Genomic DNA, 14,906 nt, shown 5'->3' with positions numbered 1-14,906 from the left:
AAAATTTATGTTATTATTCTAAAGTTTTCGCAAATCCCACAATGCAGATTGACAGAATGATAATGACGATCCCACCGATGATAGCACGATATGTCGGCCGGTTTACACCCTTCCATTCTTTAAGGATGACGCCCCACGCGTTGGAGATCAAAATGATAAAAGCCATATGTAAAATCCATGAGCTTGCTCCATTTCCCAAACGGCTTTCCCCCATGCCATAGAAAAAGAACTGAAGATACCAGGTAGTGCCGCCTAAGGCACATAGTAAAAGGTTCTTTCCAAGTGGCGCGGAAACTTTTCCATAATCAGTAAACGTCTTATTCTTCGTCAGTAGATATATGCACCAAACAACGTTGGTTGTAAAGCCTCCCCACAAAATGACAACATAAGTTACGTTGTTCTGATAAAGAAACTCTCCTTGATTGGGATTCGCCGCTTTCCAAAGTCCATTGGCTACATCCGCCATGGGCTTTCCGGCCTCTATCCCAAAATTGAAACAGGCGCTTAGCACACCGGAGACTATTGCAACAACAATTCCGAGCCCGAAGTTGTAATCAGACTTGGTCTCCGCCGACAAGGTCGACAAGCTTCTTTCCTTAAGCATTCCCGCCCGGCCACATAGGTAGATTCCAAGTATGCACACCAACAGTCCGATCATGACACAGATCCCCGCGTTCGTCGTAAAAAAATAGTCTATTCCGTGCTTACCTGGTGCTTGGTTGAAAAAATAATAAATGGCAGGCATCAAGGAGCCGAATACCATACTTAATCCTAAAATCACACTGCTCCCTAACGAAACGCCCAGATAGCGAACCCCCAACCCATAGGTCAGGCCCCCAATCCCCCATAATAAGCCAAACAAATAGGTATATCCTACTGTAGATGTCCCCGTTTCACGGATAATATCTCCAAAGTTCGGAATGGTGATCCATGCAGCTATAGGGGGAACGATGATCCAAGAAAATAAACCGCCCAAAATCCACATAGCTTCCCACGACCATCCTTTCACTTTTTTATAGGGCACATAGAAGCTCCCCGATGCAAATCCTCCTATGAAGTGAAATATAACCCCTGCTAATGCGTTCATAAAATTTACTTTAGATAACTAGATTCATAATCAGGCTCCAAGATAAAGCGAAAAATGATAAAAACTGTTATGGACTGTCATGGCAGTGCAGACCGACATTCCCGGCGTTCCGCGCGCTACCTCGCATCACGGAAAATACGTTCACGAATCGCGTGCTTCGGGTCCACAATTTACGGGTTGGCTTATTTGACGATTTTACCACTTCGAATCTGCCCGCCGTAACAACACACTATATTTATGCGGAACGTGTTTTTAAAAAAAATAAAAAACCCTGTGTTTTTTTATTAAAACAAAAACTGGAAAACGTTTAAGCATCAATATATTATCAATTTTTCAAAAACACCCATTTTTCATCGCCTAATTCGATATGTTTGTACCGATAATCATTTATAATAAATTATGACCCACACATCTACTTTCGAGGAAGAAGTTAGACATCACACCATCAAACAAAATGCTGCAGTCAGACTAGTCGAAATTGTGAGCGATCTTTGGTTTAATCAAGAGGTTGAGCTGGTGTTGCTCCGCAACCAACTTATTGACCGACGTGTGAGCTCGATCCTTCAGCTCCACCAGCACACGTCAGCCTTAGCAGATCACAGTTTAACGATTTTTGAAACGGTCAGGATTGCGGAGATCATCCGGGAGCTTCACCTTCCGCCATCGCGCATTGACATCGGCACATTGGCAATTGAAGCCAGAGAATCCGTGATGGATGAGCAATCCTTAAGTTTCTTCGTAAAGCGGCGCATGGCACCCGTAGTACGCCATGCAACATCGGAAGCAAAGGATGTCGTGCTCTACGGATTCGGCAGGATTGGACGGCTCCTTGCACGGGAACTCGCTAACAAGGCCGGCAGCGGGAAAGGACTATGTTTACGTGCCATCGTGACCCGCGACCGGGTGGATAAGAAAACACTGGAAAAGCGGGCAGGGTTGCTGCGAAAAGACTCTATTCACGGCGACTTTGAAGGAACGATAGACGTTGATGTAGAAAAACAGGCACTCATCATCAACGGCGCAACGGTATACGTACTGTCGACCCAGACGCCCGAGGGGCTCGATTATACGCGGTACGGAATCAGGGGTGCGCTCATCATAGACAACACTGGCGCCTATCGGAACGAGCAAGAGCTCGCCCGCCACCTGCAGTCGAAAGGTGTCGGTCAGGTGCTGCTTACCGCTCCGGGAAAGGACATCCCCAACGTGGTATTTGGAGTAAACGAAGGTCAGGTTGCACCCGCGGCAACACAGCTGTGTTCTGCTGCATCCTGTACAACGAACGCCATCTGTCCGGTGCTGGCGGTGATCGAACGGGAGTATGGAATCGTCAAAGGACATATAGAGACGGTACACGCCTATACCAACGATCAGAACCTGGTAGACAACATGCACAAGAAAAACAGAAGAGGCCGGGCAGCAGCGTTAAACATGGTCATCACGGAAACGGGCGCCGGCGAAGCCGTCGCAAAGATCCTACCCTCCTTAGCCGGCAGGCTTACGTCAAATGCCATCCGTGTACCCGTCCCAAACGGGTCTTTAGCTATACTGCAGTTAGCGATACAGAAGCCAACCGAAATGTCCAACCTCCTTAGCACACTAAAAAGCGCCGCATTAACGGGACACCTTGTTGAACAGATAAAATATGAAAACAACGTCGAACTGGTCTCCTCCGATATTGTGGGGACGACTGCCGCATCAGTTGTGGACATATCGGCGACGATCGTCTCATCAGATGGCAAAAACATTATTTTATATGTCTGGTACGACAACGAGTACGGATATACACATCAGGTACTCCGGCTCGCCAATTATTTATCCGGCATCAAGCGGTTCACCTACTACTAACAACTTTCAGGAAGGAGCAACAGAAGACCGATTTCACTTTTTTGCCGTGCGTCGATTACTAAGTGTAGTCGAAGCACGGCAAGATTACCATTTAGGAGATAGCCACGCGCTATCGGGCAGAGCATGGCATGCATGGCCTATTGACTGCCATATTTTTCCTCCAGCATTTTCATGAAATACCCTCCAACTACCGAACGGGCCTTAAAGCCTCTTCGGTCAGGTTTATCCGTGAATATCCAATCCGACATAGGCACGCGATGTACCGTCTCGTCCATGAAGGCATGAATAGGTTTAACGAACGACTGGAAGGACGGTAAGTCGTCCGCTAAAACAGCTGTCCATAACACCCAGTCGCTTTTTGTATAGGTTTCCCGGCTGTCCAGTGGCAGTCCGTACTTATTTTGCTTGGTCAGGTAGTAGGCCACTTCCTTTTTCCGGATCTGATCATCGAACACATTCATTCCTAAAAGTTTGTCCCAGACCAGATTATATTTTTGACTCCATGTCCCCGGTTTATCAAAGGTCAAACGATAATGATCCCCATCGTTTGCCATCTTTTCCCACTGCTGCCCCATTTCTTTGGCAATAGCCAGGTAGCGGTCAGCGACCTGGTCCCGCCCCAGCATTTTGGCTAAATAGCCATAAGAGGCAATGCCGAGAATCGCTTTTATAGAAAGGTTGGCATTATGAGCGAAGTGACCCGCAAAATCATCTGTACACAGCTGATTTTCAGGATCCAAACCTTTTTCCACAAGGTAATCTGCCCACGTCGTCAGCACGTTCCAATGCTGCTGCGCATAGGCCGCGTCACCTTCAGCCCGCGCTATGGCGTATGTCAAAATCAGCATGTTTCCGCTTTCCTCTACCGGCATGTCGCCGCCATATGTCTGACCATTGGCTATCGGATATGTACCGACATCATGCGCCGCAAATGGCTTCTGCCATTTACCGGATTCGGAGTAGTAAAAAATAAAGTTGAGTAGCCCTTTTGCTAACTCGGGGTTATAGTAAAGGAATAGTGGCGCCGACGGATATGTAACATCGACGGTACCGATAGAACCGTTACTGTCGTTTTCTTTGGAAAGCAGGAGCAGATCGCCGTTCGGTGCTTCAACGAGCTTGTGCGCTGCAATTGACTGACGGTAGGCTAGCGCACACAGCTCCGCATATTCCCGGCCAAAGCGAGCATACTTCTGCATAAACCCGGTATCGAATTCGTCTACCCTTTTCATAATGGCTCCATATTCTTCAAAAGCGCGCTCGAATTGTCCTTCGATATTTTCTTGTCCCGTCTTATTCCAATATGGTCTTAGGTTCTGTCCGAAGTATTGAATAGCGTAAATGTCATCATATCCGATGGCAATTTTTCCCGAGAGCTTCCCGGACACACGGCCCTTTTGAATCAGCGCCAGCTGTCTTCCGCTGGCATTGTCCTGCGCCTTTCCGCCCGTAAAAGACGCCCGGATTGCGCTGGGACTCCCCACCAAAGCCTGGGTAGCAGACTTTTCTCCAGCCATATAAAAATATCCCCAGTCATTACGGACATGATCCCCTTTTCTGCCCAACAGCTTTTGCGCAACGCTTCCCGTCTTTACGTAAACAAGCCCGTTACTCTCAAAATGTTCGCTAACAGATTCCTGAGAAGGCAGATTCAACGCCCAATTTGGTGCCGCCTCGAAATACAGCTCAACGTCCTGAGTCTTCGGAGAAGTAACTTCATAGCTTAAATAGTTGATTGGGCGTGCCAACAGCATCAAGTCGTCCAGAAACAACGGAGCTGTAAAACTCACCTTCAGCTGAGCATCGCCACACTGAAACAGGTAGTTAGTCCGCATGGGCTGAACATCGGCCGACAGTTGCTTTGCCTCTGTCATAAAATATTTTTTGTCAGCGCGTTCAATCTGCAGCCCCATATCAAGAAAGCCGTTACCTCCGCCGTTATGGCAATAGGCCGCGAGCACGTTTTTTCCTTTCTTCAACGACTTTAAAGCACGTTCGTTTAGTTTAATCTTTCTATTCTTACCGGTCGCCTGTCCCGTTGAAACAACCTTTACGCCGTTAACATAAAACTCTGCATCATCATCGTGCGCATACTCCAGGAACACGTCTCTGTTTGCTACCTGCTCGTTAAGGACAATTTCTCTTCTCACCCATATTCTGTCTGTCGTCCAATTGGTTTTACTTAACGGTTCATTCTCGAAGGTGCCGAAAGCCCCCTCTCCGGCCAGCCAATTTTTGTCGTCATAATTAGGTGCGGTCCAGTCGCCTCCTGGTTGCTTTGTTGTATATTTCGCGGCCCAAGGTTTGTCTTCCCCATTAGAAACAAGCGATAACAACTCCGTTTCTTCCGTTCCAAGGAAACGATAGTAGGTTTTACCGACCTTAATGACGCCAATCAGCGGCAGCGGGCGGTTATCCGACCAATGTGTTACAGCTCCTTCATACAAATTGTCCACCGGCGACCATGCGCTCATGTTCGGGTCGATAGTAATCAAGGGATACGCAGGCGCCCTTAGCCCATTCTGCGTCCCTTGTGCAAAGGATGACGACAGGCCCGCGACAGCCAGTCCCAGTAAAAGTAAAATACCCTTCATTTTTTTGATTTCCATATGTTTATTAATTGATGCGTTAATTTTATTATTATACAACCGGCCTAAGCAATACGGCATACATTCCATCAATGGATGCTGGCCCCATAAGCTTCTTAACGTATAGCGAAAGGTCGCCCCCCGTTCACACGTCCACCGGTTTTTCCTCCACGGCGTGGGGAGGCGGTTCATATTGATTGATATCCAACTAATCTATTCGTGTCTATCTTCAATGGCATTCATGAGCTCACTCCGTTGGGCGTAGCACGGTGAAGATTTCATATAAAAGTAGAATTTCCTTATATATATTACGTCCCCGTGTACCGCAAAACGTTCATTTTGAACAGAATTTGCCACACTTTGATTAGTTTTTACAATTAGCTAATACGAATTAGCAAGTTAGCAAAAATATCGGTTATTCCATAACTTTGTAATCCGGACATTCCGAGGACCGAGGTTTTGAAAAGAGATCAGACGAGTCCCCCCGCCGGAAGACAAACAGAGAAACGTGACGGGGACTCGTCAGGACAGCAACCGTTCGGTTTCCAGATATTTCATGATGATCGGTGTAGCACCCGCCTTTTCTTCGACGTAGCCCCTCGCTCTGGTACCTGCGACGTTTCTTTGCTCCGGATTTTCCAAGGCTGAAAATATGTCGTTTAACTCTTTCCTGTTTTGAATGCAAAAGGCTGCTCCATGTTCAATAAGGTCTACCGCCTCTTGAAACTTCCCGTATTTAGGACCGAAAACCACGGGAATGCCATATGTGGCCGCCTCTAAGGTGTTGTGGATTCCCGCCCCAAATCCACCACCGATGTAAGCGACACTCCCATAGCCGTACAAGGAGGAAAGCATGCCAATATTATCGATGATCAAAACCTGAGCTTCGGAAATATCATCTGGAGTGTAATGCCGGAACTGAGAAAACAATAACGCTGTGGGGAACCGTTCCTTTATCTGTCGGATATGGGCCTCATCGACCTCATGCGGGGCGACAACTGCTTTCCACGTCTGCCTTTCCGACAGTAGAGCCTCCAGCAGAACTTCGTCCTGCGGCCAGGTACTTCCTGCAACAACAACGTGCGCCGCACCCGTTATAAATCGCTCAACCTCCGGGACAGGCTTTCCATGCTTCGGAATATCGACTACGCGGTCGAAACGCGTATCGCCTGCGAGCCCAGCCTGCGTAATGTGGATGGATTTCAGCCAATATACCGAATCTATGTTTTGTGTAAAAAAGAAAGAGACCTGCCGGAGGATCTTCCGGAAAAATCCACCGTACCATTTGAAAAAAATCTGCTCCTCGCGAAAGATGGCAGAGATCATCAGGAGCCGTATCTTTCTCCGCCGTAACTCGCGAAAGTAATGGTACCAATACTCGTACTTGGTAAAAATGGCAAGCTTCGGATCAACCAGATCTAAAAACCGGCGCGCATGCTGCCCTGTATCCGTAGGCAGGTAAAACACGTAGTCAGCCAGGGGCGTGTTCTTTCGGATCTCATAGCCCGAAGGCGAAAAGAATGTGATAAGAATCTTTTCATGGGGATATTTCCTCTTAATGGCTTCCATCACCGACCTACCCTGCTCAAACTCGCCTAATGAAGCAAAGTGAAACCATATAGGACGCATGCCTTTCCCCACTGCCCGCTCGATCTCAGAAAATAGATGCCTACGCCCGTCGACCCATTTCTTTGCTTTGACATGACAGGGAGATACCCCCCGTAATAACAGGGTGTAAGCGCTAATTCCTAAGTCGTAGAGAAGCCGCATGTTGAAAAATATCCTTATATTCGTCAAACCTACATAAATTCATTTTTATGTGCAACATAATGCGGTACACATAGAATGCGCATGTAGCTTTCCCCCCCACCGTACGTTATGTAGAGGGGAAATGCGGTAAATTGTTCAATAGAAAAAACACTGGTGAGTAGACAAAAGCAGAAACGAATTTTGATCACTGGGGCGGCAGGATTCCTGGGATCGCACCTCTGCGACCGTTTTATCACGGAAGGCTTTTTCGTTATCGGTATGGACAACCTTATTACCGGCGATCTTCGGCATATCGAGCACTTATTCAAGTTGCCGAACTTCGAATTCTATCAACATGATGTTTCAAAATTCGTACATGTGCCTGGAAAACTCGATTACATTCTACATTTTGCATCACCAGCGAGCCCAATAGACTATCTCCGAATCCCAATACAGACACTCAAAGTCGGTTCCCTGGGCACGCACAATCTGCTCGGCCTCGCGAAAACCAAAGGAGCGCGCATATTAGTAGCGTCTACTTCAGAAGTGTATGGAGACCCATTGGTATCTCCCCAGTCAGAAGAGTATTGGGGAAACGTCAATCCCGTCGGGCCGCGCGGAGTTTATGACGAAGCCAAAAGATTCCAAGAGGCAATGACTATGGCCTATCACAATTTTCATGGATTAGAAACCCGCATCGTCCGCATATTTAACACGTATGGGCCGCGAATGCGGTTAAACGACGGACGCGCACTCCCCACCTTCATAGCCCAAGCTCTTCGGGGAGAAGAGCTTACAGTGTTCGGCGATGGCTCGCAAACACGCTCATTCTGCTACGTTTCCGACCAGGTGGAGGGCATCTTTAGGTTGTTATTGTCCGACTATACACTACCGATGAATATAGGAAACCCAGACGAATTGACCATTCGTCAAATTGCAGAAGAAATTATTACTTTAACCGGAAATAAGTCTGGCATACGCTATGAATCGTTGCCTGTCGACGATCCCAAACAGCGTCGGCCGGATATAAGCAAAGCCAGGCAGATACTGGGCTGGCAGCCTACAATTAGCCGTGAAGAAGGACTCGAACGAACCATTTCTTACTTTAAACAACTATCTTCTGACACTTTGAAAAAAGGAGATTTCACATATTATAATCAACAATAATGAGTAAAATACTAGTAACAGGAGGAACGGGATACATCGGATCCCATACGGTGGTCGAGCTCTACAATGCGGGCTACACCCCGGTCATCGTCGACAATCTGTCCAACTCTAATATCCGGATCCTGGATCAACTCGAAAAAATTACCGGAAAAAGGCCGGAGTTTCATCAATTTGATTTATGCGACGAAGCAAAGGTCTTTGCTTTTGTTCAGCAACATCCAGACATCGCCGGGATCATCCACTTCGCCGCGTCGAAAGCTGTGGGAGAATCCGTTGAGCAGCCATTAAAATACTACCACAACAACTTCTTCTCGCTGGTTAATCTTTTGCGGGCTTACCAAGACAAGCCTATTAATTTTGTATTTTCATCTAGCTGTACAGTTTATGGAGAGCCCGATGAACTACCCGTGACAGAGGCTGCTCCGGTCAAAAAAGCAACATCACCGTACGGCAACACTAAGCAAATTGCGGAAGAAATTCTGGAAGAGACGGCGAACGCTCATGGCAACTATCATGTCATCGCCCTCCGGTATTTCAATCCCGTGGGCGCACATGAGAGCGCGCTCATCGGCGAGCTTCCGTTAGGCGTGCCGCAGAACCTGTTACCGTTCATCACACAAACTGCTATCGGTAAACGTGAGAAACTGACGGTATTCGGAGGGGATTATGACACACCGGACGGTTCCTGTATTAGAGACTATATCCACGTCGTCGATCTTGCTAAAGCGCACGTCGCTGCCATCCGGCTACTGGAAAAGGGAAATCCACGTGGAAACTACGATGTATTTAACGTCGGTACGGGCAACGGGTACTCCGTGCTTGAAGCAATTGCGGCATTTGAAAGAGCCTCTGGACAAAAACTGAATTACGTTATCGGCCCCCGCCGTGAAGGTGACATTATCAAAGTGTGGGGGGACGTAACGAAATCAGCAGCCGAACTGGGCTGGAAGGCAGAGCTCGGCATAGACGAAATGATGTCCTCTGCCTGGGCTTGGGAACAGTACCTCAGCGAACACCCTCTTTCCTGAAAGATCCAAAAAAGCTGACAAGGCAAAAAAGTAGGTGTGCGTAACACCTACTTTTTTGGTTTCCCGTATAGGTCGGGGCGATATCTGAATTGCGGCGTCAACCAATACATCAACACTACCCGGGAGTAACGATAGTTAAATGGAGCCATGACAACTGCAGCCGTAATCGCTACTGTCAAGTATAACCAAGGTGATTCCATATTGCGTGTCAAAATGTATGTCGCCACACAGGCCGTAACAAGTTCAGCGACAACGAAGACATAACTGACATACATCGCCACATAAAAATATCCGGGCTCTTTTTCGAATTTCAATCCACAATGCGGACAATGTGTATACATCTTTTTCGATTTGAAGCTCAGCAGCGGCCCCTCGAACATGTTACCCGTTCTACACCTAGGACATTTTCCATCTACCGCGCTTTTAAATTCTCCCGGCGCGGCACTTTCAGTTTTGTTCGTTGCGTTATTTTCCATCGTTTATTTGTTTTCTGAATTCTTCGGGAGTAACACCTTCTCCCTTTTTGAAAAACTTTGTAAAATATGAGTTATCACTAAAGTTCAGTGCGTAAGCAATCTCCGCTACCGAGTAGTCTCTTATAACCAATAGCCGTTTGGCTTCCAACAATATCCGGCCCCGTATCATCTCTCCTGCCGACACGCCTAACGTCTCTTTACAAAGGGCGTTAAGATGGTTCGGCGTGATGTATAATAGCGCTGCATATTCCTTCGGCAAACGGAGTTTCTTATAATTCAGTTCGATCAAATGCAGAAAATTACGCAGCAACGTATTGTTGTATATGTTTTGACCGAACGTCTGCACGTGATCGCGACTCCCTTCTAAAAGATGAAAAAGATAGAGAAGGGCAACGCGGACGAATGCTAAATCCTGAACATTTTGCTGAAGCCTGGAGAAAACGTCGATAATCGCCTCACGTAGTTCCTCCTTTACGACAAATACGCTGTCGCGTACGAGGCCCGAAAAAAAGGAGAATTGGTGGATGTGATCGGGCCGCAGGAGAAATGTTTTAAAAAAGTCACTATCAAAATTCACGACGAACCCCTCAATCGCCCCCTCAAACGACCACGTATGTATCTGACCAGGCGACATAAAATAGATCTGCCACGGCACAACCTCATACGACTCAAAATCGATACTGTGCTTACCGCCTCCCTTGGTAAACAATAAAAAATGGTAAAAATTATGGCGGTGGGGAAAAACAAGGTTTTTATTCCTCTGCAGGTATGTGGCCAGATCTTCTACCATAATGTCTCCCTCGTGTCTACTTGACACCGCACATTGTTCGATAATCGGAACCCTTGCTACCATATACAAAGGTACATCGATATATCAACAAATAGTGGTACTATTACGTTCATTCATGGTAATTTTTATGGATAAGTAAATTTTACCTTTTATTTTTATCCGTATGTCACTACATAAACATCCCGAACTAAAAGAAGCGGTACTCCGTCTACCGCAAAAGGAGAAAGACAAGCTGTTGGTGCGTCTCATAGGAAAAGACAAGATGCTTATGAAACAGCTTCACTTCCAGCTGTTGGAAGACCAAGTGGATCTAGCAGATCGCATAGAGGGGCTTAAGCAACAGCTGAGCACCCTGCTTTCCGATAGCCGCAACCGCGTTAAGAACCTTCCGGTTTTTAGCAGCTACAAAGAATTGCATGCGGTGCTCAGGCAAGCGAGCGGTCTCATCAACGAACACGAGAAAATCACGAAGGATCGGTTTAGCGAGGTGGAGTGTCGGCTCTTGATTTTGAAAGAGGCCTTCGAGCGGTACCCCCGCCTGTTCGAAGGATCAGCTTTGTATAGCGCCCAAAAGCTAAAAGAATACACAAAAGGACGTGTAAAAACTACGATCAACAAATACGAAAAACTGCACGAGGATCTACAATTTGACCTCCGCGAGCTAGCAGACGCCGTACGGGAATTTGCCGAGGAAAAACAGTTGGCGTAACGGCTGTCCGCCCTCCACCTCGGAGGCTTGGGTCGGGGGAATATGCGCGAACTTTAGATCATCGTCGGGCCGCTGTAATAATTTTAGTAACTTCGCAAAAAATAAACTGGCACGTGGGTATACAAGAAATTCTAGAAAAATATACGAAGAGCGGGCATGTAGCTTCATTGGTTAAAGCCATTCAGCCAAAAAATCCAAAAATCCAACTAAAAGGGCTCATCGGTTCGTCGGATGCTGTCGTCGCAGCTGCCGCATATAAATTGCAGGAACGCCCGTTCGTATTCATCTTACCTACCCACGAGGATGCCTCGTATTTTTTAAGTGATTTAGAAAGCCTGCTCGACAAACAGATCCTGTTCTTCCCCTCGTCTTTTCGGAAACCTTTTGAATTTACCCAGACGGATGCCACACATGTCCTTCAGCGGGCCGAAACACTTAGTGCTTTAAACCACGCGTCGGAACTTCCCAAAATGGTCGTCACCTATCCGGAAGCCATAGCGGAAAAAGTAATCAATAGGGAGGACCTGGATAAGAATACCTTACCGATTACGCAACATAGCAAGCTAAGTATTGAATTTATCAATGAGTTTCTTTACGAATACGACTTTGAACGGGTAGACTTCGTTTACAAACCGGGGCAGTTTGCGATCCGCGGCGGTATCGTCGACATCTTTTCCTTCTCCAATGATCTGCCATACCGCATAGAGTTTTTCGGAGACGAAATTGAAAGCATACGTACCTTCGACACGGAAACCCAACTTTCAGTCAATAAGATCCATACCGTTACGATTGTGCCGAATGTACAAGCAAAATTCCTGAGTAACAACCACATATCTCTACTGGAATACGTTAGCCGGGACAGCGTAATCTGGCATAAAGACGTACAGTTTACATTGGACATATTGCGCGACGGCTACAAGCAGGCGTCGGAGTTCTGGAAAGCGCTTCCTGAAAAGGATATTAAAGCCAACTCGGAATGGGTCGACCCAAGGGTGACGTTTACCACCGACCGCGCTTTTGCCGAAATGCTGTTTGACTTTCCGAATATCGAGTTTGGAAAGCAGTTTTATTATAAAGCAGACCAGATCCTTCAGTTCGACATACACCCTCAGCCTTCGTTCAACAAAGACTTTAACCTCCTTATTCACAACTTCAAAGAAAATGAGCGGCAAGCCGTACAAAACCTCATTTTCTCCGACTCCAACAAGCAGATAGAACGTATCTTCAGCATATTGGAAGACATCGACAAATCTGTCTCCTTCATCCCGGTACACCGCGCGCTACGCGAGGGCTTTCGCGACGACGCCCTAAAGCTAGCCTGCTACACGGACCATCAGATTTTTGACCGGTACTACAAGTACAAACGTAAAAAAGGATATGAGCGCTCGCAGGCCATTACGCTAAAAGAACTCCGCGATCTAAAACCCGGCGATTACATCACCCATATCGACCATGGCGTCGGGAAATATGCTGGCCTGGAAAAAGTGGAGGTAAATGGAAAGACGCAGGAGATGATCAGGCTGGTATACGCCGACAACGATCTGCTGTATGTCAATATCAACTCGCTCAACCGCATCTCCAAATATTCGGGCAAAGAAGGTACGCTCCCCAAAATGAACAAGTTGGGAACAGATACCTGGGAGAAACTTAAGAAGACCACCAAGAAGAAAGTTAAGGATATCGCCCGCGACCTGATCAAACTGTATGCGAAGCGGAAGGCACAGACAGGAAATGCTTTTAGTCCGGATACATACTTACAAAATGAGCTGGAAGCTTCCTTTCTATATGAAGATACTCCCGACCAGGAAAAGGCTACCAACGATGTTAAAAAAGACATGGAATCGCCCCATCCGATGGATCGGCTTGTCTGCGGCGACGTTGGATTCGGAAAAACTGAGGTTGCCATACGGGCGGCGTTTAAGGCTGTCGCCGACAGCAAACAGGTTGCTGTACTTGTTCCCACGACAATTCTGGCGCTTCAGCATTACCGCACATTTAGCGAACGCCTAAAAGGCTTTCCTGCTAATATTGACTACATCAACCGGTTTAAATCGTCAAAACAGATCAAGGAAACGCTCAGAAAATTAGAAGAAGGAGAAATAGATATCATTATCGGGACACACCGGTTGGTAAGCAAGGACGTAAAATTTAAGGATTTAGGTCTGATGATCATTGACGAAGAACAAAAGTTCGGTGTGACGGTCAAAGAGAAACTTAAAGTAATGCGCGCCAACGTGGACTCACTTACGCTTACGGCAACTCCGATTCCCCGTACACTGCACTTTTCGCTCATGGGTGCCCGGGATCTCAGCATCATCTCTACCCCTCCGCCTAACCGCCAGCCGGTACAGACAGAACTGCACGTATTCAACGAGACGCTTATCCAGGAAGCCGTGTCTTTTGAACTCGATCGGGGTGGACAGGTTTTCTTTATTCACAACCGCGTTGCAGATCTAAAGCAGCTTGGCGCAATGGTCCAAAAGTTAGTGCCTCACGCCCGGGTAGGAATTGCGCATGGACAGCTGGAAGGCGATGACCTGGAAGACGTCATGTTAAAGTTTATCAACCACGACTTCGACGTGCTTGTCGCTACAACGATCATCGAAGCGGGGCTAGACATTCCGAACGCAAATACCATCATCATCAACCATGCGCACATGTTTGGTCTGAGCGATTTACACCAGATGCGGGGCCGCGTAGGGCGCTCAAATAAAAAGGCTTTCTGCTACCTCTTAAGCCCGCCGTTGTCCACCCTTACCAACGAAGCATACAAACGCCTGTCGGCCCTTGAGGAGTTCTCCGAATTAGGCTCCGGTTTTAACGTAGCTATGCGCGACCTCGATATCCGGGGCTCCGGTAACTTACTTGGTGCCGAGCAGTCAGGCTTTATTGCAGAGATCGGCTTTGAAATGTACAACAAGATACTGGACGAAGCAGTACAGGAACTCAAAGAGGACGAGTTTGGAGACCTCTTTAAGGATGACCAGAATAGAAGATACGTCAACTTTACGCAGATCGACACGGATCTGGAGGTTATGATCCCCGACGAATATGTCACAAACATCGGTGAACGTTATAACTTATACAACGAAATCGCAAAGCTTGAGAATGAGCAGCAGCTGACTGCGTTCCAAAAGGCATTGGAAGATCGGTTTGGCCCCATCCCCCAGCCTGTATTCGAGTTGTTCAACACACTACGCCTACAATGGTTTGGTAAAGAAATTGGGTTCGAAAAAATATCCTTTAAAAAAAATACATTAAAGGGCTACTTCATCAACAACCCGAAATCCAGTTATTTTGAATCGGACCAGTTTGGAAAAGTACTCAGCTTCGTACAACGCCATCCTACCACATCCAATCTGAAAGAGATAAAAGGACAACTACGCGTTGCGTTAACGAACGTCACCAGCATCGACTACGCATTATCGCTGTTGAAAGAAATGACGGAATAATCGGTCGCGCAT

General features: G+C 47.1%; 10 protein-coding genes. 5 read left to right on the top strand and 5 right to left on the bottom strand.

Annotated elements, in window-relative coordinates:
- Positions 1-13 precede the first annotated feature (13 nt).
- Positions 14-1,087 (bottom strand): L-rhamnose/proton symporter RhaT, encoded by a 1,074-nt coding sequence (gene rhaT, locus BC792_RS00125; protein ID WP_148906960.1) that lies wholly within the window; start codon positions 1,085-1,087, stop codon positions 14-16.
- A gap of 399 nt (positions 1,088-1,486) precedes the next feature.
- On the opposite strand from rhaT, the gene BC792_RS00120 reads away from it, so the two are divergent.
- Positions 1,487-2,935, top strand: a complete 1,449-nt coding sequence (locus tag BC792_RS00120) for a glyceraldehyde-3-phosphate dehydrogenase (protein ID WP_148906959.1) — start codon at positions 1,487-1,489, stop codon at positions 2,933-2,935.
- Between the two features lie 137 nt (positions 2,936-3,072).
- Here BC792_RS00120 and BC792_RS00115 read toward each other — a convergent pair whose 3' ends face one another.
- Positions 3,073-5,544: a glutaminase family protein gene (locus BC792_RS00115; RefSeq protein ID WP_211357424.1), complete on the bottom strand. Its 2,472-nt coding sequence runs from the start codon at positions 5,542-5,544 to the stop codon at positions 3,073-3,075.
- A gap of 501 nt (positions 5,545-6,045) precedes the next feature.
- Positions 6,046-7,293: a 3-deoxy-D-manno-octulosonic acid transferase gene (locus tag BC792_RS00110; protein ID WP_148906958.1), complete on the bottom strand. Its 1,248-nt coding sequence runs from the start codon at positions 7,291-7,293 to the stop codon at positions 6,046-6,048.
- 153 nt (positions 7,294-7,446) lie between these two features.
- Here BC792_RS00110 and BC792_RS00105 point away from each other — a divergent pair, with 153 nt between their 5' ends.
- Both BC792_RS00105 and galE read left to right on the top strand, forming a co-directional pair.
- Positions 7,447-8,439, top strand: coding sequence for a UDP-glucuronic acid decarboxylase family protein (locus BC792_RS00105; protein ID WP_148906957.1), 993 nt, complete (start codon positions 7,447-7,449; stop codon positions 8,437-8,439).
- Entirely contained in the window at positions 8,439-9,467 is a 1,029-nt protein-coding gene (gene galE, locus BC792_RS00100; protein WP_148906956.1) for a UDP-glucose 4-epimerase GalE, read from the top strand. The genes BC792_RS00105 and galE overlap by 1 nt, the downstream gene beginning before the upstream one ends.
- A gap of 47 nt (positions 9,468-9,514) precedes the next feature.
- On the opposite strand, the gene BC792_RS00095 is transcribed toward galE, so the two are convergent.
- Both BC792_RS00095 and BC792_RS00090 read right to left on the bottom strand, forming a co-directional pair.
- Complete coding sequence (locus BC792_RS00095) at positions 9,515-9,943, bottom strand: DUF983 domain-containing protein (protein ID WP_148906955.1); 429 nt, start codon at positions 9,941-9,943, stop codon at positions 9,515-9,517.
- On the bottom strand, positions 9,933-10,796 hold the full coding sequence (locus BC792_RS00090; protein ID WP_148906954.1) for a helix-turn-helix domain-containing protein: 864 nt from the start codon (positions 10,794-10,796) through the stop codon (positions 9,933-9,935). The genes BC792_RS00095 and BC792_RS00090 overlap by 11 nt, the downstream gene beginning before the upstream one ends.
- Before the next feature lie 100 nt (positions 10,797-10,896).
- Here BC792_RS00090 and BC792_RS00085 point away from each other — a divergent pair, with 100 nt between their 5' ends.
- Positions 10,897-11,442, top strand: coding sequence for a hypothetical protein (locus tag BC792_RS00085; RefSeq protein WP_148906953.1), 546 nt, complete (start codon positions 10,897-10,899; stop codon positions 11,440-11,442).
- Positions 11,443-11,555: 113 nt separating this feature from the next.
- Positions 11,556-14,894, top strand: coding sequence for a transcription-repair coupling factor (gene mfd / locus BC792_RS00080; RefSeq protein ID WP_148906952.1), 3,339 nt, complete (start codon positions 11,556-11,558; stop codon positions 14,892-14,894).
- Positions 14,895-14,906 lie beyond the last annotated feature (12 nt).

The sequence above is a fragment of the Sphingobacterium allocomposti genome, assembly GCF_008124885.1.
GTDB lineage: Bacteria > Bacteroidota > Bacteroidia > Sphingobacteriales > Sphingobacteriaceae > Sphingobacterium > Sphingobacterium allocomposti.
This window is presented reverse-complemented; position numbering and strand designations above follow the sequence as displayed.

Excerpts from the sequence above, each read along its gene's own strand:
- BC792_RS00095 (WP_148906955.1), bottom strand. The coding sequence starts at position 9,943 with ATGGAAAATAACGCAACGAACAAAACTGAAAGTGCCGCGCCGGGAGAA.
- BC792_RS00085 (WP_148906953.1), top strand. The coding sequence starts at position 10,897 with ATGTCACTACATAAACATCCCGAACTAAAAGAAGCGGTACTCCGTCTA.
- galE (WP_148906956.1), top strand. The coding sequence starts at position 8,439 with ATGAGTAAAATACTAGTAACAGGAGGAACGGGATACATCGGATCCCAT.
- BC792_RS00110 (WP_148906958.1), bottom strand. The coding sequence starts at position 7,293 with ATGCGGCTTCTCTACGACTTAGGAATTAGCGCTTACACCCTGTTATTA.
- BC792_RS00090 (WP_148906954.1), bottom strand. The coding sequence starts at position 10,796 with ATGGTAGCAAGGGTTCCGATTATCGAACAATGTGCGGTGTCAAGTAGA.
- BC792_RS00120 (WP_148906959.1), top strand. The coding sequence starts at position 1,487 with ATGACCCACACATCTACTTTCGAGGAAGAAGTTAGACATCACACCATC.
- BC792_RS00115 (WP_211357424.1), bottom strand. The coding sequence starts at position 5,544 with ATGGAAATCAAAAAAATGAAGGGTATTTTACTTTTACTGGGACTGGCT.
- rhaT (WP_148906960.1), bottom strand. The coding sequence starts at position 1,087 with ATGAACGCATTAGCAGGGGTTATATTTCACTTCATAGGAGGATTTGCA.